Below are 19,678 nucleotides of genomic sequence, written 5' to 3' on the forward strand. Positions count from 1 at the left end.
GCATCGCGTCCATCAGTCGCATCCTGGCCTGCCGCTTCCCCGCCATGGGCACACCCTCGGCGATGATCAGGCGACACATACGGTGAGACACGACCCGAGACAGAACTCATGGGACTAGACAGCCCTCATGAGGGCGCCAACTGCTCACATGGGTCAGGACGACACCGCGACGTCCATGACCCACGTGACGCCGAAGCGGTCGGTGAGCATGGCGTAGAGCGGGGACCACGGCGCCGGGCCGAGCGGGGTCCGCACCTCGGCGCCCCGGGCGAGGCCCTCGTAGAGCGCCGTGACCTCCTCCGCGCTCTGCGCGCGCACCGAGACGAAGAACGACTCGGTGCCCCGGTCGAACGCCCGCGCCGACGGGACGTCGAACGCCATGACGTGGAACCCGCCCGGCGCGGCGACCTCGCCCCACATCACCTGCTTCGCCTCGGCCGGGTCGGCGACCGCGCCGAGAGCCTCGTAGGTGACGATCGTCGGCTCCGCCCCGGCCACACCCGCGTAGAACTCGAGCGCCTCCCGGGCCTCGCCGCGGAAGTTCAGGTGGACGACGGTCTGCACGCTCATGGTCTGGCTCCTCTTGTCGGCTGGTGAGGACCATGCTCGTCGAGGAAGAGGCCAGCTTCTGGCCTCTTCTCGAGGAGAATGGATGACGTGCACGAGACCTCCGCCCGCCTGCTCGCGCTCCTGTCGTTGCTGCAGGCCCGCCGCGACTGGCCCGGCGGGCTGCTGGCCGAGCGCCTCGACGTCAGCCCGCGCACCGTGCGCCGCGACGTCGACCGGCTGCGCGAGCTCGGCTATCCCATCCGGGCCACGAAAGGTCCCGACGGGGGCTACCGCCTCGACGCGGGCACCGACCTCCCGCCGCTGCTCTTCGACGACGAGCAGGCCGTCGCGCTCGCCGTGGGCCTGAGGATCGCGGCGACGAGCGGGGTCGGCGTCGAGGAGGCGGCCGCCCGCGCCCTGGGCACCGTGCGCCAGGTGATGCCTGCGCGCCTGCGGCACCGGATCGACGGCTTGCCGGTCACGGCGATGGGCCCGTCGACCACCGTCGACCCGGCGGTCCTCACGGCGGTGGGCGACGCGGTGCGGGCCCGCGAGGTGCTGCGCTTCGGGTACTCCGACGATCCGCGCCGCGCCGAGCCCCACCACCTCGTGACCCGCGGCGGCCGGTGGTACCTCGTCGCCTGGGATCTCGACCGCGTCGACTGGCGCACCTTCCGCGTCGACCGGATCGACCCGCGTACCCCGACCGGCCCGCGGTTCGCCCCGCGCGAGGTGCCCGGCGGGGACGTCGCGGCGTTCGTGGCCGGGCGCTTCCGCGGCAACGAGGGTGCGGGCGACTGGCCCTGCCGCGGCGAGGCGGTCCTCGCGCTACCCGCGGCCGAGCTCGCCCCGTACGTCCGCGACGAGCTGGTCGAGGAGATCGACGCGAGCCACTGCCGGCTGGTGGCCGGGGCGTGGTCGTGGGTGGCCCTGGCCGCGCGCTTCGGCGCCCTCGGCGCCGACCTCTCCGCCGTCGCCCCCGCCGAGCTCCGTGACGCCTGCGTCACCCTCGCCGACCGCTACGCCCGCGCCACCGGTTCTCCGTGAGCAGTTGGCGCCCCTAGAGGGGCGCCAACTGCTCACATAGGTCAGCCCATCTCCGGCGGCCGGACGCCGCGGATGGAGGCGTCGACGAGCTGGATCGGGTGGAGCATCGGCAGCTCGCCGCCCAGGTACTTCCGGATCTGCAGCAGGCAGCCCGGGTTGGCGGTGACGAGCGCGTCGGCGCCGGTGCCGCGGATGTTGTCGGCCTTGCGCTTCCCGAGCGCGCCCGCGGCCTCCGGCTGGAGCATGTTGTAGATCCCCGCCGACCCGCAGCAGATCTCCGCCTCGGGCAGCTCGACCAGCTCGACGCCCGGGATCGCGCGCAGCACCCGCCGGGGCTCCGACCGGATCTTCTGCGCGTGCCCGAGGTGACAGGCGTCGTGGTAGACGACGGTCGCCTCGAGGGGGTGCCGGCGCGCCCGCGGGTCGGCGAGGGTCTCGTCGACCACCTCGGAGATGTCCCGGACCTTCGCCGCGAAGGCCTGCGCCCGCGACGCCCACGCCGGGTCGTCGGCGAGCAGCTCGCCGTACTCCTTCATCGACGAGCCGCAGCCCGCGACGTTCGTGGCGATCGTGTCCACCTCCGCCCGCTCGAAGGTCGCGATGAGCTTCTTCGCCCGCTCGATCGCCTCGGACTCGCGGCCGGCGTGCAGCCCGAGCGCCCCGCAGCACGTCTGCTCGCGCGGCGCGATGACGTCCCAGCCCTCGGCGGCGAGCACGCGCACGGTCGCCTCGTTGACCGGGTGGAAGAACACGTCCTGCACGCAGCCGGTGAGCAGGCCGACCCGACCCCGGCGCGGGCCGACCGCCGGCGTGCGGGCCGGGATGCGCGCGAAGGCGTCCCGCACCCGCACCGGCGGCAGCAGCGACTCCATCGCGACGAGCCGTTCCAGCCGCTGCGGCAGCCGGGCCATCAGCGCGTCCATCTTCTTCGGCCGCAGCTTCTGGTACAGCGCACCGCCGAGCGACGCCGCGCGCAGCCGCCGCGTGTAGGGGAACAGCGCGAAGATCGCCTCGCGGAACAGCCGGTCGGCCCGCGACCGCGTGACGTTCCGCTCGATCTGCGGGCGCGTGGCCTCGAGCAGGCGGTCGTACTGCACGCCCGACGGGCACGCCGTCACGCACGCCATGCAGCCCAGGCAGCGGTCGATGTGGGTGGTGAACGCCCCTTCGAGCGGGATCTCGCCCTTCTCCGCCATCTCCATGAGGTAGATGCGCCCGCGCGGGGAGTCCATCTCCTCGCCCCACAGCGCGTACGTGGGGCAGGTGGGCAGGCAGAAGCCGCAGTGCACGCAGTCGTCGAGCAGCTCCTGCGCCGGCGGGTGGTGGTCGTCGAAGGACCCGAACCCGCCGCCGAGCACGTCGGCGCGTTCCGGTGCGGCCTTCTCGCCGCGCTCGGAGGAGAAGTCGGGGGTGGGGCCGCTGGTGGGGTGCGTGGTCATGCGCTCACTCCGGTGGTCTCGGGCAGCGGCACCCAGGGGGCCAGGCGTCCGCGCCCGAAGCGCTGGTCGGGGTCGAGGGACGTGACGACGTGGCGCAGCAGGGCGGCCGACGCGGGCGCGGGCCCGAACGCGGGCAGCTCGGCTCCGGCGGGTCGCTGACGCAGCGAGGACGTCCCGCCGGCGTCGGCGACCCGGCGGTGCGCGGCGGCGACGACGTCGGGGTCGGCGGGCAGAGCCACGGTCGCGACGCCGGTGCGCGGGGAGACGGTGACCTCGGCGGCGTCCGCGAGCCCGTCGAGCACCCCCGGCAGCGCCGCCGGGATGACGCCGAAGCGCAGCACCGCGCGGCCCTCGGGGCGCGCGCGGACCGCGGCGGCGTGCGCGTCCCACGCCGCGGTCGCGTCGTCGGGGGCCAGGAGCTCGCCGCCGACGATGTCGACGAGCCGCTGCGCCCGCGAGACGGCCCCGCGCTCGGAGCCCTCGACGAGCGAGAGCAGGCGGTCGGCGTGCCACTGGATCGCGGTCGGCTCGACCGGGGTGTCGGCCACCCGGCGGGCGAGGTCGGCCATCCCCGCGCGGTCGCACGGCACGGCGACCGTGGCCGTCGCCTGCGGGGTCGGGTGCAGGCGCAGGACGAGCTGCGCGAGCACGCCCATCGTCCCGTGCGCGCCGTGCAGGATCTTGGTGAGGTCGTAGCCCGCGACGTTCTTGATGACGTGGCCGCCGGAGCGGGCGACCGTGCCGTCGGCGAGCACGATCGTCGCCCCGATGACGAGGTCGCGCAGCGAGCCGTACTGCAGCGCGCGCGGCCCGGAGTCCGCGGTCGCGAAGAGCCCCGCGAGCGTGGCGCCCTCGGCGGCACGGGCGGGGTCGACGGCGACGCGCTGCCCGTGCTCGCCGAGCTCCTCCTGGAGCTGCGCGAACGGCGTGCCGGCCCGCACCTCCACGGTCATGTCGCCGGGGTTGTGGGTGACGATCCCGGTCAGCCCGGCGGTGGAGAGCACGGTGTCGGCCGGGGCGGGCGTGCCGGCCCAGTCGGCGGCCGTGCCGGCGCCGGCGACCCGGACCGAGCCGGGGCGGTCGAGGACGGCGTCGCGGAGCTCGTCGAGCGAGCCCGGGGTCAGGGTGGTCACAGCCGCTCGATCACTCCGGCTTCCTCCAGGGGGTGCGGTCGGTACGGGCCGGGCTTCTCGCCGCAGAGCCGGGGCGTGGGGAAGACCTTCCCGGGGTTGCACCGCGAGTCCGGGTCGAACCCGAGCCGCACGCGGTGCATCACGGCCAGGTCGTCGGCGGAGAACATCCGCGGCATCGAGCACGCCTTGTCGGTGCCGATACCGTGCTCGCCCGAGAGCGACCCGCCGAGCTCGACGCACAACTCGGCGATCTCGGTGGAGAGCTGCTCGGCGGCGTGGTGCTCGCCGGCGGCCTCCGAGTACAGGACCAGCGGGTGCAGGTTGCCGTCGCCGGCGTGGAAGACGTTGGCCACGCGCAGCCCGGCGTCGCGGCCCATCTCGGCGATGCGGGTGAGCACCTCGGCCAGCCGGGTCCGCGGGACGACGCCGTCCTGGACGATGTAGTCGGGGCTGATCCGCCCGACCGCGGCGAACGCGGCCTTGCGCCCTTTCCACACCTTCTGGCGCTCCTCGAGCTCGGTCGGCACGTGCAGCCGCGTCGCGCCGTGGCGCTCGCAGATCGCGGTGAGGTGCTCGAACTCGGCGTCGACCTCGTCCGCGGGCCCGTCCAGCTCGATGATCAGCGCGGCCGGGGCGTCCACCGTCAGCCCGGCGCCGGTGGCGGCCTCCGAGGCCTCCATCGACAGCGAGTCCATCATCTCGACCGCGGCCGGGATGATCGCCGCGTCGACGATGTCGCCGACGGTGTCGCCCGCGGCCTCGATCGACGGGAAGTCGGCCAGCACCGTGCGCACCGTCTCGGGCGTCTGGAGCAGGCGCACCGTGACCTTGGTGCAGATGCCGAGCGTGCCCTCGGAGCCGATGAACAGCCCCCGCAGGTCCGGCCCGGCCTGCTCGCCGGTCGGCCCGCCGAGGGTGATCATCGACCCGTCGGCGAGCACGACCTCCATCTCCAGCACGTGGTTGGTGGTGAACCCGTACTTCAGGCAGTGCGCGCCGCCGGAGTTCTCCGCGACGTTGCCGCCGATGGTGCACACCTGCTGGCTCGACGGGTCGGGCGCGTAGTACAGCCGGTGGGGCTTGGCGGCGGTCGAGATGTCGAGGTTGAACACCCCGGGCTCGAGCACCGCGCGCCGGTTCTCGACGTCGATCTCCAGGATCCGCCGCAGCCGCTGCAGCGAGATCACGACACCGTCCGCGACGGGCATCGCGCCGCCGGAGAGCCCGGTGCCCGCCCCGCGCGCGACGAACGGCATGCCGTACTTCGCGCACAGCTTCACCGCCCCGGCGACCTCCTCGGCGTCGCGCGGGAGCACGACCAGCGCGGGCACCTGCCGGAACCCGGTCAGGCCGTCGCACTCGTAGCTGCGCAGACCGACCTCGTCGGTGATCACCCCGTTGTCGGACAGGAGATCCGTGAACTCGCGAACCATCGCGGCGTCGAGCATGGTGCTACCTCCCCGTTCCGCTGCGTGACCGATCCTCGCCCGTGGAGCGCACGACCGCCACCAGGCGGCCGGGGTCGGCGAGGTCGGCGAAGACGTGCTCGGCGCCCGTCGCGTGCAGCTCCTCGACGCTCGAGCGCCCCGTCGCGACGGCCACCGCGACCGCCCCGGCCCGGTGGGCGGCCTCGACGTCGCGCGGGGTGTCGCCGACGACGACCATCGGCGGGGCGGCGCCGTAGCGCGCGGCGAGGGCGTCGCGGGCCTGCTCCACCACGCGGACCCGCTCGCCCGGGCCCTCGCCGTACCCGCCGAGGTCCAGGTCGATGGCTCCGTCGGCGAGGCCCACCGCCGTCAGCTTGGCGGTGGCGCCGACCCGGACGTTGCCGGTGGTCAGGGTCTGCACGACGCCGGGCAGCCCGGCGAGCGCCGCGACGGTGGCGTCGACGCCGGGCAGCGTGTGCGCGACGGCGGGGAGGTCCCCGGCGCGCCGGCGCCAGCCCTCGGCCACCGCGGCGATCATGTCGTGACCGAACGCGTCGCCCCGGGCGGCGACGGCCGCGGCGTCCTCGGCGTCCAGCGCATCCCGCAGCGCCTCGCCGATGAGCCAGTCGGTGTGCCCGCCCATCCGGATCGCGTCGAATCGTGCGGGGTGGCCGGTGACCTGCGTGAACGCGGCGCCGAGCACCTCGGTGCCGATCGTCCCGCCGAGCAGCAGCGTGCCGTCGACGTCCCAGCAGACCGCCACGTGCGGGCTCGACGTCACCGCCACACCTCAACATCTCCGCGCCGGTGCCGCAGGAGGTCGCCGCCGGAGCTCACAGCCGGGGACACCGTGCGGACCGAGGTCGTCGTGGCGGGTCGCCACCACCGGGACGGCGCCCGACGTGCGTCGCGCCCGGGCGGGCGAGCTGATCGACCGGGCCGCGTGACGAGCACCGAGGGTGGAGCGAGGGCGTCCCTCGCTGCCTCCGACGCAGCGAAGGACGCCCTCGCTCCCACCCCGGCGCCGACGTTCCGGGTCGCCGCGTACGACGACCCGAGAGCGCGCCCACGCCGACGCGCCGATCCCGCGCTTCGGCGTCGACCGCGACGAGCCCTCGAGCCTCTGCTTCGCCCGCACGCTGGCCCTGACGGAGATCACGGGCGTCGTGACGCACCTCGGGACGGCGTCGGGGTCGATGACGTCGCCCGTGATCTCCGGACGCGGGTTCGGGTGGGGTGCGGCGACGACGCGAGCGCGCGCTAGCGTCGCCGGGACCGTCAGCCCGTCCGGAGCGGAGGCTCGCACCGTGGCCCGACCCCTCAGCGAGTCGATGGTGGCCGGCTGGGCCGAGGCGCTCGAGCCGGTCGCGGACACGGTCGCGGCGATGGGCGACTTCCTGCGCGCCGAGGTCGCCGAGGGACGCACGTACCTCCCGGCCGGGGCCAACGTGCTGCGCGCGTTCCAGCAGCCCTTCGAGCAGGTCCGGGTGCTGATCATGGGCCAGGACCCCTACCCCACGCCCGGGCACGCGGTCGGGCTGTCCTTCTCCGTGGCCCCGGACGTGCGCCCGCTGCCCAAGAGCCTGATCAACATCTTCCGCGAGTACTCGAGCGACCTCGGCCACCCGCCGCCGAGCTCCGGCGACCTCTCGCCGTGGGCCGCGAACGGAGTGCTGCTGCTCAACAGGGTGCTCACCGTCGCCCCGGGGGCCCCGGGCTCCCACCGCAACAAGGGCTGGGAGAAGGTCACCGAGGCGGCCGTGGCGGCGCTGGTCGCGCGGCCGGACCAGCCGCTGGTCGCGGTGCTGTGGGGCCGGGATGCGCAGACGGTCAAGCCGCTGCTCGGCGAGGACGTCCCGACGGTCGAGACGGCGCACCCGAGCCCGATGTCCGCCGACCGCGGGTTCTTCGGCTCGCGCCCGTTCAGCCGCGTCGACGAGCACCTGACCGAGCTCGGGGACGACCCGGTCGACTGGCGCCTGCCCTAGGACGGTCTAGCGCCGGCCCCACCGCGACCGGCGGCGGCGCTGCGGGGCGAACATGCTCCAGCTCGCGGGCGGCGTGGTCTCCGGACGGTGCCGGCCCGCGCGGCGCCGGGCGAACACGAGGCGCCAGAGGTCGGAGATCCGCCGGCGTGGGCGCGGCGCCACGACCGGCAACGACGGGCGGGCGAGCACCGGCGCGGACGAGGGGACGGCGGGCACCCCCGCCGGCGGCCACGGGCCCCAGCCGTCGCCGCCGTGCGCGACGGGCAGCGGGCCGGTGGGCGCGACGACCCCGGCCGACGTGGGCGGCACGGCCGTGGCGACCGGGGCGACGGGGGAGGGGGCCGCAGCGGCGTCCGCGCGCGCCTCGTCCTCGGTGAGCCGCTGGGAGGACACGCGGAGCGTCGCGGGAGCGCGTCCCGGAGCTCCTGGTCGTCCCGGCTGGCTCACGTGGACCTCCGTTCGTCGCTCTCCCCGACGTCGGCGACGGGTCCGATCCTGACCGACGTAGTGTGCAGATGCAAGAACATCTGCACCGCCTGAGAGCCGTTGCACGACCGGGGGGAGGTCGCATGCACGAGACGACGGAGGACGGCATCGCCGTCGCGGACGCCGTGCGGTGGCGCAAGAGCCGCCGCAGCAACCCCAAGGGCAACTGTGTGGAGGTCGCCCCGCTGCCCGACGGCGGGGTGGCCGTACGCAACTCGCGCCACCGTGACGGGCCGGTGCTCGTCTACACGCGTGCGGAGATGACGGCCTTCCTGCTGGGGGCCAAGGACGGCGACTTCGACGATCTCCTGGCGGAGGGCGCCTGACCCCACACCACCCGCGCCACCACGGGCACCGTCGGGCCGACTGTTAGGGTCGTCACCTCAGACGGGCGCGTCCGTGCGCGCCGTGGAGCGAGGTCGGTGGAGGTTCCGGCGTGGTCCCACCCGGGCAACGCACGGGGACGGATGCCGCCGTGGCGGCGAACGGTACGGAGGAGTCGGCGCCCGAGCGGCCCCGCGACATCCGCGACGTCCCCGGTGGTGGTCCGACGGTCCTGCGGATGATGCTCGGCGCGCAGCTACGCGGGCTGCGGGAGCGCGCCGGCGTGACGCGCGAGGCGGCGGGCGACCGCATCCGCGGCTCCCACGCGAAGATCAGCCGGCTCGAGAACGGGCGCACCGGGTTCAAGGAGCGCGACGTCGTCGACCTCCTGACGCTCTACGGCGTCGACGACGGCGACGAGCGGGAGACGCTGATCGCGCTCGCGCGCCGGGCCAACGCGCCCGGCTGGTGGCACCAGTACTCCGACCTGCTGCCGCCCTGGTTCGAGACCTACGTCGGGCTCGAGCAGGCCGCGACCCAGATCCGCACCTACGAGCCCCAGTTCGTGCCCGGTCTGCTGCAGACCGCGGCGATGGCCCGCCACGTCACGGGGCTCGGCCACGGCTCGATGGCCGACGACGAGCGGGAGCGGCGCGTCGAGTTCCGGCTGCGGCGCCAGCGTGTCCTCGACGGCTCCGGCGCCGGCGAGCCGCCGACGCTGTGGGCGGTGGTCGACGAGGCGGCCCTGCGCCGGCTGACCGGCGGGGCGGACGTCATGCGCGAGCAGATCGACCACCTGATCGCGGCCGCCGAGGCGCGGCACGTGGTGATCCAGATGGTGCCGTTCCAGCTCGGCGGGCACGCCGGGGCGGGCGGGCCGTTCAGCATCCTGCGGTTCGCGCGCGAGTCCGAGGTGCCGGACGTCGTCTATCTGGAGCAGCTGACCAGTGCGCTCTACCTGGACAAGCGCTCGGACGTGGACGACTACCTCGCCACGATGGAGCTGCTCTGCGTCCAGGCGCTGGCGCCGGAGGAGACCCGGACCGCACTGGAGGCGATCCGGGCGGACCTGGCCGAGGTCGGCTAGCGGGCGACCTTGCCGGCCTTCAGGCAGGACGTGCAGACGTTCATCCGCTTGCGGTTGCCGTTGGCCAGGCGGGTGTGCACGACCTGCACGTTCGGGTTCCAGCGGCGGTTCGTGCGCACGTGCGAGTGCGACACCGACTTCCCGAAACCCGGGCCCTTCGCGCACACGTCACAGACGGCACTCACGGCTGAACTCCTCGACTTGCTGGTGATGTCCGCTCGCGCACCCACGCCTCACGGCGGTGCGCACCGGGTTCCAGCGTAACCGAGCCCCGTCGCCGCCCCGGGTGCCGGGGTCGTGGGCAGGTCGCGCACGGCCGCTGTCGGTGCGGGATGACATCCTCGACCGCGTGGTCGGTATGGACACCTCGCTGCTCACGGCCCTGGGCGACAAGACCGCGCGGCCGCTCGCCCGTCAGCTCGAGCTGCACACGGTGGGCGACCTCCTGCGGCACTACCCGCGCCGCTACATCGAGCACGCCACGGTCACCCACACCTCCGACCGCGAGGACTCTCGGTTCCGTCCCGGCGAGCACGTGACGCTGCTCGGCACCGTCGAGAAGGTCACGGGCCGGCGGATGCGCCACCGCAAGGGCCACATCGTCGAGGCGACGGTCGCGGTGGGCGCCCAGCGGTTCACCTGCACGTTCTTCAACCAGCCCTATCGCGAGCGCGACCTGGGGGCGGGCACGACGGCGCTGTTCTCCGGCGACCTGAGCCGCTACAAGGGCGGCTGGCAGCTCGCCGCGCCGGAGTTCAGCGTGCTCGGCCCGGGGGTCAGCGCCCAGCTGCCGGGCCTCATCCCCGTCTATCCCGCCACCCGCAAGCTGCGGTCCTGGGCGATCATGATGGCGGTCCGCCAGGTGCTCGACGTGTTCGACGATCCCGGGGACCCGCTGCCCGAGGTGCTGCGCGCCTCCCACGGCCTCATGTCGCTCGGCGACGCCCTGCATCGCGTGCACCTGCCCGACACCCGCGAGGAGCAGGTGGCGGCGCGGCGGCGGCTCGTGTGGGACGAGGCGTTCGGTCTCCAGCTCGCCATGGCCGGGCGCCGGGCGAGCGCCACCACCCGTCCGGCCGCGGCGTGCCCCCGGCGCGACGACGGCCTGGCCGCGGCCTTCGACGCACGCCTGCCGTTCGCGCTCACGGACTCGCAGCGGGCGGTGGGGGAGTCGCTGGCCGACGCCCTCGCGGGCACCGAGCCGCTGAACCGCCTGCTGCAGGGCGACGTCGGCTCGGGCAAGACCGTGGTGGCGCTGCGGGCGATGCTGCAGGTCGTCGACGCGGGGCGGCAGGCCGTGCTTCTCGCGCCCACCGAGGTCCTCGCCGCGCAGCACGCCCGTTCGCTGCAGGCGATGCTCGGTCCGCTGGGCCGGGCGGGCGAGCTCGGTGCCGATCCGGACGGCCGGGCGACGCGGGTCACGCTGCTCACCGGGTCGCTGGGGGCGAAGGCCCGGCGGGAGGCGCTGCTCGACGCCCAGTCCGGGTCGGCGGGCATCGTCGTCGGCACCCACGCGGTCATCCAGCAGGGTGTCGCCTTCGCCGACCTCGGGCTCGTCGTCGTCGACGAGCAGCACCGCTTCGGCGTCCACCAGCGCGACGAGCTGCGGTCGCGCCCGGGACCCACCACGCCGCACGTCCTCGTCATGACGGCCACGCCGATCCCGCGCACGGTGGCGCTGACGCTCTACGGCGACCTCGACACCTCCGCGCTCGACGAGCTCCCCGCCGGGCGGCAGCCGATCGCCACCACCGCCGTGCCCGCACGGATCAGGCCACGCTGGCTCGAGCGGGCCTGGGAGCGCGTGCACGAGGAGGTCGCCGCGGGCCACCAGGTGTACGTCGTCTGCCCGCGCATCGGCGAGGAGGGCGGCGACGAGGGGGCCGAGCCCGCGGAGCCCCTGCCCGACCACCTCGCGGGCGACCTGCTCGACCCCGAGGCGCCCCCCGAGGAGGACGACGACGAGGCGGCCGACCCGACCGAGCGCCCGCCACTGGCGGTCGGCGAGGTCGCGCCCCAGCTGGCGGAGGGGCCGCTGTCCGGGCTGCGCCTCGAGATGCTGCACGGCCGGATGCCGGCCGACGAGAAGGACGCGGTGATGCGGGCGTTCGGCGAGGGCCGGGTCGACGTGCTGGTCGCGACCACGGTCATCGAGGTGGGGGTGGACGTCCCCAACGCCACCATGATGATCATCCTGGACGCCGACCGGTTCGGTGTCTCCCAGCTGCACCAGCTGCGCGGGCGGGTGGGCCGCGGGGCGGCGGCGTCGTCGTGCCTGTTCGTCACCGACGCCGCGGAGGGCTCGCCCGCGCTGACGCGCCTCGAACGGCTCGCCGCCACGCCCGACGGCTTCGAGGTCTCGCGGCTCGACCTCGAGGTGCGCGACGAGGGCGACGTGCTCGGCGCCCAGCAGTCGGGACGGCAGTCGGGGCTGCACATGCTCTCCGTGCTCAAGCACGAGGAGCTGGTGGCCGAGGCGCGTGACGAGGCGCGCACCGTGCTGGCCGACGACCCGTCGCTGGCCCGTCACCCGGGTCTCGCCGCACTCGTGCGCTCGGTGGTGGGCGACGAGCGCGCGGACTTCCTCGAACGGTTGTAGCGGCCCGGACCAGGGCCTCGTCCGGACGCAGGACCGCCACGGTTGGTGAACGTGGCCGCTCGTCGTCACCGATTCGGGCCATCGTTGCGGCGAGCGGTTCAGGTTTCGGCGAGGCTGCCGATGAGCGCGGTGCGACGACCGGCGAGCGCGCTGACGCGGCGTGGCGTGGCGCCCTGGGGTCACGGATCGGTTACGTTCTGGTCGTCGCCAGGCATCAATGCCCGGCGGCGCGCTCGGCCGCTACGTCCGACTCCCCGTCCGGCGGCCTCCCCGGAGCGCACGACCTCCCAGGACGGGGCGGGTGACCGACGTCGCGCCGCAGCTCCCCAGCGGCTCGCCGTCCCACGGACCCCGGCCGTCCCCACGGCCGTCGGTCCGTCGTGCGCCGCCCGGCGGGCGAGGAGATCGCGCATGACGGCTGTGCTTCCCGAGATCGGCTCGGTGCCTGGGCAGGCCCCCACCTCACGTCCCGCGGGACGTCACCGCGCCCCCGAGGACGCCACCACCGGTTCCATGGGCGTCGTCCCCGCGGAGTACCGCGACCAGGGCCGCCACGGCCACCAGGGCATGCAGGCCCCGGCCGGTCTCGAGGGCCTCGCCGGGCGCCCCGAGGGCACCCACCGCCACCCGCTCTCGCGTGCCGCGCGCACCGCGGGCCTCTCGCTGGCCGCGCTCGGCGCCGTCGCGACGGCCGGCGGCATGGCGACGCACGGTCTGATCGGTGGCGAGGACGCGCCCGCCACGGGCGAGCACGCGATCTCCCCGCAGCTCGCGTCCGCCAACCTGGCGGTCGCGCCGGCCGCGCACGACACCTCGGCGGCCACCTCCTCGGTGATGCCGGTCGTGAACTCCGGCGGCGGTGCCGCGCAGTCGATCAAGCACGACTCGCCGGACTCCCGCGCCGCGGCCGCGCGCCAGACGCAGCAGCAGGACCAGCCGCGCCAGTCGGCGCGCAGCACCCAGTCCTCGTCCTCCGACAGCCAGGCCTCCGCGGCCGGCTCGTCCGTGGCGCAGCAGGCGATCTCGGCGGCGCGCGGCCAGATCGGCGTCCCGTACGTCTGGGGCGGTACGTCCCCGGACGGGTTCGACTGCTCCGGCCTCACGCAGTGGGCCTTCGAGAAGGCCGGCATCGACCTGCCGCGCACCTCCCGCGCCCAGGCGCAGGAGGGCCAGGAGGTCTCCCAGGACAGCATGAAGCCGGGCGACCTCATCTTCTTCAACAGCCCGGTCAGCCACGTCGGCATCTACATCGGCGGCGGCAAGATGATCGAGGCTCCGCGCTCCGGCGAGGACGTCAAGATCTCGGACACCGCGCGGCGCATGGACGACCTGAACACCATCCGCCGCCTCGGCTGAGCCGAGAACCCCACGCACGAGAAAGGCCCGGGCCCGTCGCCCCGAACGACAGGCCCGGGCCATGTGGTGTGCGGAGGCTCCCCAGCTCCCACTCACCAAGCCTGAACTACGCACTGGGTGCCCCACGGCGTTACCCGCAAACATCGACAGCGGGGTGGTCGGTCGGTTTCGTACGGTGACCGGCATCCTCGGGGGGTGTCACGGACCGCCGGACGGCACCGACGGGCACCCGCCGGCGTGGTGAGGCGCCCGTTCGGCGCAGTCGTTGCGGCCGTTCTGCTCGTGATCGCGGCCGGTTGCGCGACGTCGGGAGCCGAGCGGTGCCCGCCGGCGGTACCGGACGGGCGGACCGTGACCGTGCCCACGTCCGGCACGGCCCTGCACGTCACGCTCGCCGGGCCGTCCGGTGCACCGGTGGTGGTGCTGCTCCACGGCTTCCCGGAGACTGCCGCGACGTGGCGGCCCGTCGCCGCCGACCTCGCGCGGGACCACCGGGTGGTCGTGCCCGACCTGCGCGGCGCGGGCTGCTCGGGCTTCGCGCCGCCCGGGACCGACGCCTACGCGACCCGGGACCTCGCGGCCGACCTGGCCGAGCTCGCCGTCGCCCTGCGCCTGCCACCCGCGACCGTCGTCGGCCACGACCTCGGCGCGATGACCGCCGTGGCCTGGGCCCGGCAGCGTCCGGAGCAGGTCGCGCGCCTCGTGCTCTCCGGCGGCGGTGTCCCCGGCTTCGGGCTCGCCGAGCTCGGTCCGCCGCACCTGGCGGCCTTCGGCCACGCGCCGCCGGGCGCCGTGGAGGCCGCCCAGCGCGGCCGGGTGCGGGCCTTCCTCGCCGACTTCACCGGCACGCCGGCCTTTCCCCTCGACGAGGCGGTCGCCGCCTACGCGCCGCCGGGACGCCTCGATGCCGCGATGGGCCGGTACCGGGCGCTCGACCGCGACGCCGCCGCTCAGCGCGCCGATCCCCGCCCGCTCGCGATGCCGGTGCTCGTCGTCGCCGGGGGAGCGCCCGACCTCGCGGCCGCGACGGTCACGCCGCTCGCGCCCGGCCGTCGCGTCGTCGTGGTCCCGGGGGCGGGGCACTACGTGCTCGTGGAGCGCCCGGCGGCGTTCGCCGACGCGCTGCGCGGCGCGTGATCAACGGGGACTTCGGGCGCGTAGAAGCAGCGAACGTCCTGTTGAGCACGCCGATAGGGCGTTCGCTGCACCAGGCAGGGTCAGGCAACCAGGCGGGTCAGGCGCGGAGGCGGTCGCGCAGGTCGCGGGCACCACGGGCGGCGGCGCGGCGGACGGCCTCGGCGGCCTGGGTGTACTCCGAGCCCGGCGTCGCGACACGCGGCGGCGCCGGGTCGACGGCGCGGGTCTCGTGCGGTGCGGCCGCGTCGCCCGGATACCCCTCGCGGCGGGCCTGGGCTGCGTGGGACAGGCCCTCGGCGACGCGCTGGGCGTCCTTCCACGCGGCGGCGGCACGGTCGACCGCCGCGGAGAACTCGGCGCGCCGCGGGCCGCTCGGCTCCGTGTCGGTGGCGAGGAACTCGGCGTCGGAGAGCGCCTGCACGAAGCGGGCGGTGGCCGGCACCGTCACGTCCGCGAGCGCCGGGCGGGCGGCCACGGCCATCCGGTCGGCCTCGAACGCGGCGTACTCGGCCTGGAGCGCGGCGAAGCGCTTCTTCGCGAGGTGCCAGCGGGCGGTGTCGTGCTCGTCGAGGCGGCCCATCCGGCCCTGCGGGTGGCCGTGGACGACCGTGCGCACCCGGGTGATGCCGCGGCGCAGGGCGATGACCGTGGCGACGATCGCGGCGATGGCCGCGGCGACGAGGTCGGCGACCGCGGCCAGCAGCGCGGCGCCGAGGCCCTCGAGGTCGCCCGCACCGACCCAGACCGCCAGGAACACCACGGGCGAGAGCAGGGCCAGCAGGATCGCGACACCGAACAGCCAGGGAGCGGCGGAACGCCTCGGTCGGTCCACGGTGTCCTCCTGGGCAGGTGCGTCCTCCTCCCTTGATACCGCACAGTCATGGCACGCGTCGCCTGTCGTGACGGTGCCGTGTCGATGGTCGAGCTCCGCTGCGCTGCGTCTCCCGGCCAGAACGATCAGCACGGTAGGTTGCGCCGGCCCGTGTCCCGGGTGGTGCCGGCAGGAGGGTGTCCGTCGATGTTCCGCAAGGTGCTCGTCGCCAACCGTGGCGAGATCGCGATCCGGGCCTTCCGAGCCGCCTACGAGCTCGGGGCGGCCACCGTGGCCGTGTTCCCGCACGAGGACCGCAACTCCGAGCACCGGCTCAAGGCCGACGAGGCGTACCAGATCGGCGAGGTCGGCCACCCGGTCCGCGCCTACCTGTCGGTCGAGGAGATCGTCGCCGCCGCGCGGCGGTCCGGAGCGGACGCCGTCTACCCCGGCTACGGCTTCCTCTCGGAGAACCCGCACCTCGCCACCGCCTGCCAGGAGGCCGGCATCACCTTCATCGGCCCGCCGCCGCGCGTGCTGGCGATGGCGGGCAACAAGCACCGCGCCGTCGCCGCGGCGCGCGACGCCGGTGTCCCGGTGCTGGACTCCAGCGACCCCTCCGACGACCTCGAGACGCTGCTCGCGGCCTCGGAGTCGATGTCGTTCCCCGTGTTCGTCAAGGCGGTCGCGGGCGGCGGCGGGCGCGGCATGCGGCTGGTGCACGAGCCCGGCGGCCTGCGCGACGCGCTGCAGGCGGCGATGAACGAGGCCTCGAGCGCCTTCGGCGACGCCACGGTGATCCTCGAGCAGGCCGTCGTCGACCCGCGGCACATCGAGGTGCAGATCCTCGCCGACGGCGACGGCCACGTCATGCACCTCTTCGAGCGCGACTGCTCGGTGCAGCGGCGTCACCAGAAGGTCGTCGAGATCGCCCCCGCGCCCCACCTCTCGAGCGAGACGCGCGAGCGGATCTGCGCGGACGCCGTGAAGTTCGCCGAGCAGATCGGCTACGTGAACGCCGGCACCGTCGAGTTCCTGCTCGACGGCGAGGGCAACCACCACTTCATCGAGATGAACCCGCGCATCCAGGTGGAGCACACGGTCACCGAGGAGGTCGCCGACGTCGACCTCGTCGCGGCCCAGATGCGCATCGCGTCCGGGGCGACGCTGGCCGACCTCGAGCTCTCGCAGGACTCGGTGGCCCTGCACGGGTTCGCGGTGCAGTGCCGCATCACCACCGAGGACCCGGCCAACGAGTTCCGCCCCGACATCGGGATGATCTCGGCCTACCGCTCGGCCTCGGGCTCGGGCGTGCGGCTCGACGGCGGCACGGCCTACGCCGGCGCGGAGATCAGCGCGCACTTCGACTCGCTGCTGGTCAAGGTCACGTGCCGCGGGCGGGACTTCACCACCGCGGTGCGTCGGGCCCGCCGGGCGCTCGCGGAGTTCCGCGTCCGCGGTGTCGCGACGAACATCCCGTTCCTCATGGCCCTGCTCGACGAGCCGGACTTCCGCGAGGGCCGGGTGACGACGAGCTTCATCGCCGAGCACCCCGAGCTGCTCGCCGCCCGCGCGCCCGCCGACCGCGGCACGCGCCTGATGACCTACCTCGCCGACGTCACCGTCAACAAGCCCTACGGGGAGCCGCCGCGGCTCGCCGACCCGCGGGGCAAGCTGCCCGCGGCGGACCTGTCGGTCGCGCCGCCGGACGGGTCGCGCCAGCGCCTCGCGGAGCTCGGTCCCGAGGGCTTCGCGTCGTGGCTGCGGGCGCAGACGACGGTGCCGGTCACCGACACCACGTTCCGCGACGCGCACCAGTCGCTGCTGGCCACGCGGGTGCGCACCCGCGACCTGCTCGACGTCGCCCCGTACGTCGCGCGCACCACCCCGGAGCTGCTCTCCCTCGAGTGCTGGGGCGGCGCGACGTACGACGTCGCCCTGCGCTTCCTCGCCGAGGACCCGTGGGAGCGCCTGGCCCGGCTGCGCGAAGCCGCGCCGAACCTGTGCCTGCAGATGCTGCTGCGCGGGCGGAACACCGTCGGCTACACGCCCTATCCGACCGAGGTGACCGACGCGTTCGTCGCCGAGGCCGCCCGCGTCGGCATCGACATCTTCCGGATCTTCGACGCGCTCAACGACGTCGGGCAGATGCGGCCGGCGATCGACGCGGTGCGGGCCTCGGGCGGCGCCGTCGCCGAGGTCGCGCTCTGCTACACGAGCGACCTGATGAACCCGGCCGAGGACCTCTACACCCTCGACTACTACTTCCGGCTCGCCGAGCAGATCGTCGAGGCCGGGGCGCACGTGCTCGCGATCAAGGACATGGCGGGCCTGCTGCGCCCGCCGGCCGCGCGCACGCTCGTCACCGCCCTGCGGGAGCGCTTCGACCTGCCGGTGCACCTGCACACCCACGACACCGCGGGCGGTCAGCTCGCGACACTGACCGCGGCGATCGACGCCGGGGTCGACGCCGTCGACGCAGCGGTCGCCTCGATGGCCGGGACGACCTCGCAGCCCTCGTTGTCCGCGTTGGTCGCCGCCACCGACCACTCGGCGCGGCCGACGGGTCTCTCGCTCGACGCGGTCAACGCGCTCGAGCCGTACTGGGAGCTGGTGCGCAAGGTCTACGCGCCGTTCGAGGCCGGCCTCGCGTCGCCGACCGGCCGCGTCTACACCCACGAGATCCCGGGCGGGCAGCTGTCGAACCTGCGCCAGCAGGCCGTCGCGCTGGGGCTCGGCGACCGCTTCGAGCAGGTCGAGGACGCCTACGCCGCGGCCGACCGGATGCTCGGGCACCTGGTGAAGGTGACGCCGTCGTCGAAGGTCGTCGGCGACCTCGCCCTGCACTTCGTCGGGGCCGGCGTCGACCCGGCGGCGTTCGAGGCGGAGCCCTCGAAGTTCGACATCCCCGATTCGGTGATCGGCTTCCTGCGCGGCGAGCTGGGCGACCCGCCTGGCGGCTGGCCCGAGCCGCTGCGCACACGGGCCCTCGAGGGCCGCACGGAACGCCCGGGCCTCGCGGAGCTCACCGACGACGACCGCAAGGGCCTCGAGTCCGACCGTGCCCCGACGCTCAACGACCTGCTCTTCCCCGGTCCGACCAAGGACTTCCGCGAGCACCGCCACGCCTACGGCGACACCTCGGTGCTGCGCAGCCAGGAGTTCTTCTACGGGCTGGAGCCCGAGCGGGAGTACGCCGTCGACATCGACACCGGTGTCCAGCTGCTCATCGAGCTCGAGGCGATCTCCGAGCCCGACGAGCGCGGCATGCGCACCGTGCTGATGTCGCTCAACGGCCAGCTGCGCCCGCTGCAGGTCCGCGACCGGGCCGTCGACACCGACGTCAAGGCCGCCGAGAAGGCCGACCGCGGCAACGCCGACCACGTCCCGGCGCCGTTCGCGGGGGTCGTGACGCTGCAGGTCGGCGAGGGTGACCGCGTCGAGGCCGGGGCCACCGTCGCCACGATCGAGGCCATGAAGATGGAGGCCTCGATCACCGCGCCCAAGGCCGGGACGGTCGAGCGGGTCGCCATCGGGTCGGTGCAGCAGGTCGAGGGCGGCGACCTGGTCGTGGTGCTGAGCTGATGACCCGCATCATCGGCGGCGTGGCCGGTGGGCGGACGATCAGCGTGCCGCCGACGGGCACCCGCCCGACGGCCGACCGCGTCCGCGAGGCGGTGTTCTCGGCCCTGGAGGCGCGGGGGGCGATCGAGGACGCCGAGGTGCTCGACCTCTTCGCCGGCTCCGGGGCGCTCGGCATCGAGGCGCTGTCGCGGGGGGCGTCCACGGCGATCCTGGTGGAACGCGACCCGCGGGCGTGCGCGGTCATCCAGAGCAACGTCGGCGTGGCCGGGGTGCACGGGGCGCTCGTCCGGCGCTCGGCGGTGCTGGCCTACCTCCGGAAGACTCCGGGCCCGGTCGACCTCGTCTTCGTCGACCCGCCCTACGCCGACCCCGTCGACGACGTCCTCGCCCTCCTGCCGCGCTGGGTGCGCGCCGGCGGCGTCGTCGTCCTGGAGCGCGACACCCGCTCCCCGGCCCCCGTGTGGCCCGACGGCCTCGAGCCCGAGGACCCGCGGACCTACGGCGAGACGACGCTCCACCTCGCGACCGCCACCTGAGCCCCCGGCGCGCGCCTGCCGATGATGGGCGTGGGTGCGGGGCCGGGGTGTGTTCGAGCAATGCGGCGTTGCTGGCGTCTGACGCCAGGATCGCCACATCCTCGCTGCCGCGACACGCCGGGACGGAACATCCCGGGCCGCGGGGAGCGTCTGAGGAGCACCCGATCCCTCGGA

General features: G+C 74.8%; 17 protein-coding genes. 9 read left to right on the forward strand and 8 right to left on the reverse strand.

Annotated features, from left to right (window positions below):
* Positions 1 to 153 precede the first annotated feature (153 nt).
* Positions 154 to 570: a VOC family protein gene (locus tag QSK03_RS05730; RefSeq protein WP_285649288.1), complete on the reverse strand. Its 417-nt coding sequence runs from the start codon at positions 568 to 570 to the stop codon at positions 154 to 156.
* An 87-nt stretch (positions 571 to 657) separates the two neighbouring features.
* Between QSK03_RS05730 and QSK03_RS05735 the strand changes: the two genes are divergently transcribed.
* Positions 658 to 1,596: a helix-turn-helix transcriptional regulator gene (locus tag QSK03_RS05735; RefSeq protein WP_285649290.1), complete on the forward strand. Its 939-nt coding sequence runs from the start codon at positions 658 to 660 to the stop codon at positions 1,594 to 1,596.
* A 41-nt stretch (positions 1,597 to 1,637) separates the two neighbouring features.
* Here QSK03_RS05735 and QSK03_RS05740 read toward each other — a convergent pair whose 3' ends face one another.
* The 4 genes from QSK03_RS05740 to QSK03_RS05755 are packed head-to-tail and all read right to left on the reverse strand — an operon-like array spanning position 1,638 to position 6,376.
* The gene (locus QSK03_RS05740) at positions 1,638 to 3,035 is read right to left on the reverse strand and encodes a (Fe-S)-binding protein (protein ID WP_285649292.1); all 1,398 of its coding nucleotides are present in this window, start codon (positions 3,033 to 3,035) and stop codon (positions 1,638 to 1,640) included.
* Entirely contained in the window at positions 3,032 to 4,168 is a 1,137-nt protein-coding gene (locus tag QSK03_RS05745; protein WP_285649294.1) for an FAD-binding oxidoreductase, read from the reverse strand. The genes QSK03_RS05740 and QSK03_RS05745 overlap by 4 nt, the downstream gene beginning before the upstream one ends.
* On the reverse strand, positions 4,165 to 5,616 hold the full coding sequence (locus QSK03_RS05750) for an FAD-binding oxidoreductase (protein ID WP_285649296.1): 1,452 nt from the start codon (positions 5,614 to 5,616) through the stop codon (positions 4,165 to 4,167). The genes QSK03_RS05745 and QSK03_RS05750 overlap by 4 nt, the downstream gene beginning before the upstream one ends.
* 4 nt (positions 5,617 to 5,620) lie before the next feature.
* Complete coding sequence (locus tag QSK03_RS05755) at positions 5,621 to 6,376, reverse strand: HAD family hydrolase (protein WP_285649298.1); 756 nt, start codon at positions 6,374 to 6,376, stop codon at positions 5,621 to 5,623.
* Positions 6,377 to 6,902: 526 nt separating this feature from the next.
* Between QSK03_RS05755 and QSK03_RS05760 the strand changes: the two genes are divergently transcribed.
* Positions 6,903 to 7,583 (forward strand): uracil-DNA glycosylase, encoded by a 681-nt coding sequence (locus QSK03_RS05760; RefSeq protein WP_285649300.1) that lies wholly within the window; start codon positions 6,903 to 6,905, stop codon positions 7,581 to 7,583.
* 6 nt (positions 7,584 to 7,589) lie between these two features.
* On the opposite strand, the gene QSK03_RS05765 is transcribed toward QSK03_RS05760, so the two are convergent.
* Positions 7,590 to 7,976 (reverse strand): hypothetical protein, encoded by a 387-nt coding sequence (locus tag QSK03_RS05765; protein ID WP_285649302.1) that lies wholly within the window; start codon positions 7,974 to 7,976, stop codon positions 7,590 to 7,592.
* 176 nt (positions 7,977 to 8,152) lie between these two features.
* On the opposite strand from QSK03_RS05765, the gene QSK03_RS05770 reads away from it, so the two are divergent.
* Positions 8,153 to 8,395 (forward strand): DUF397 domain-containing protein, encoded by a 243-nt coding sequence (locus QSK03_RS05770; protein ID WP_285649304.1) that lies wholly within the window; start codon positions 8,153 to 8,155, stop codon positions 8,393 to 8,395.
* Between the two features lie 149 nt (positions 8,396 to 8,544).
* Positions 8,545 to 9,480 (forward strand): Sco1979 family transcriptional regulator, encoded by a 936-nt coding sequence (locus tag QSK03_RS05775; protein ID WP_285649306.1) that lies wholly within the window; start codon positions 8,545 to 8,547, stop codon positions 9,478 to 9,480.
* Here QSK03_RS05775 and rpmB read toward each other — a convergent pair.
* Positions 9,477 to 9,665, reverse strand: coding sequence for a 50S ribosomal protein L28 (rpmB, locus tag QSK03_RS05780; protein ID WP_116706373.1), 189 nt, complete (start codon positions 9,663 to 9,665; stop codon positions 9,477 to 9,479). The genes QSK03_RS05775 and rpmB overlap by 4 nt on opposite strands.
* A gap of 173 nt (positions 9,666 to 9,838) precedes the next feature.
* On the opposite strand from rpmB, the gene recG reads away from it, so the two are divergent.
* The 3 genes from recG to QSK03_RS05795 all read left to right on the forward strand — a co-directional run bounded on the left by recG (position 9,839) and on the right by QSK03_RS05795 (position 14,572).
* A complete protein-coding gene (gene recG, locus QSK03_RS05785; RefSeq protein WP_285650046.1) occupies positions 9,839 to 12,079 on the forward strand; it encodes an ATP-dependent DNA helicase RecG in 2,241 nt (746 codons plus the stop codon).
* A gap of 411 nt (positions 12,080 to 12,490) precedes the next feature.
* Positions 12,491 to 13,435, forward strand: a complete 945-nt coding sequence (locus tag QSK03_RS05790) for a C40 family peptidase (RefSeq protein ID WP_285649311.1) — start codon at positions 12,491 to 12,493, stop codon at positions 13,433 to 13,435.
* A 351-nt stretch (positions 13,436 to 13,786) separates the two neighbouring features.
* Complete coding sequence (locus QSK03_RS05795) at positions 13,787 to 14,572, forward strand: alpha/beta fold hydrolase (protein ID WP_285649313.1); 786 nt, start codon at positions 13,787 to 13,789, stop codon at positions 14,570 to 14,572.
* 97 nt (positions 14,573 to 14,669) lie between these two features.
* Here the strand turns inward: QSK03_RS05795 and QSK03_RS05800 are convergent, their stop codons facing one another.
* The gene (locus QSK03_RS05800) at positions 14,670 to 15,404 is read right to left on the reverse strand and encodes a hypothetical protein (protein WP_285649315.1); all 735 of its coding nucleotides are present in this window, start codon (positions 15,402 to 15,404) and stop codon (positions 14,670 to 14,672) included.
* 186 nt (positions 15,405 to 15,590) lie between these two features.
* Between QSK03_RS05800 and QSK03_RS05805 the strand changes: the two genes are divergently transcribed.
* Both QSK03_RS05805 and rsmD read left to right on the forward strand, forming a co-directional pair.
* Entirely contained in the window at positions 15,591 to 18,968 is a 3,378-nt protein-coding gene (locus QSK03_RS05805) for a pyruvate carboxylase (RefSeq protein WP_285649317.1), read from the forward strand.
* On the forward strand, positions 18,968 to 19,504 hold the full coding sequence (gene rsmD, locus QSK03_RS05810; RefSeq protein WP_285649319.1) for a 16S rRNA (guanine(966)-N(2))-methyltransferase RsmD: 537 nt from the start codon (positions 18,968 to 18,970) through the stop codon (positions 19,502 to 19,504). The genes QSK03_RS05805 and rsmD overlap by 1 nt, the downstream gene beginning before the upstream one ends.
* Positions 19,505 to 19,678 lie beyond the last annotated feature (174 nt).

Origin of the sequence: Actinomycetospora sp. NBRC 106375, from assembly GCF_030269665.1 — a bacterium.
Classification (GTDB): Bacteria; Actinomycetota; Actinomycetes; order Mycobacteriales; family Pseudonocardiaceae; genus Actinomycetospora.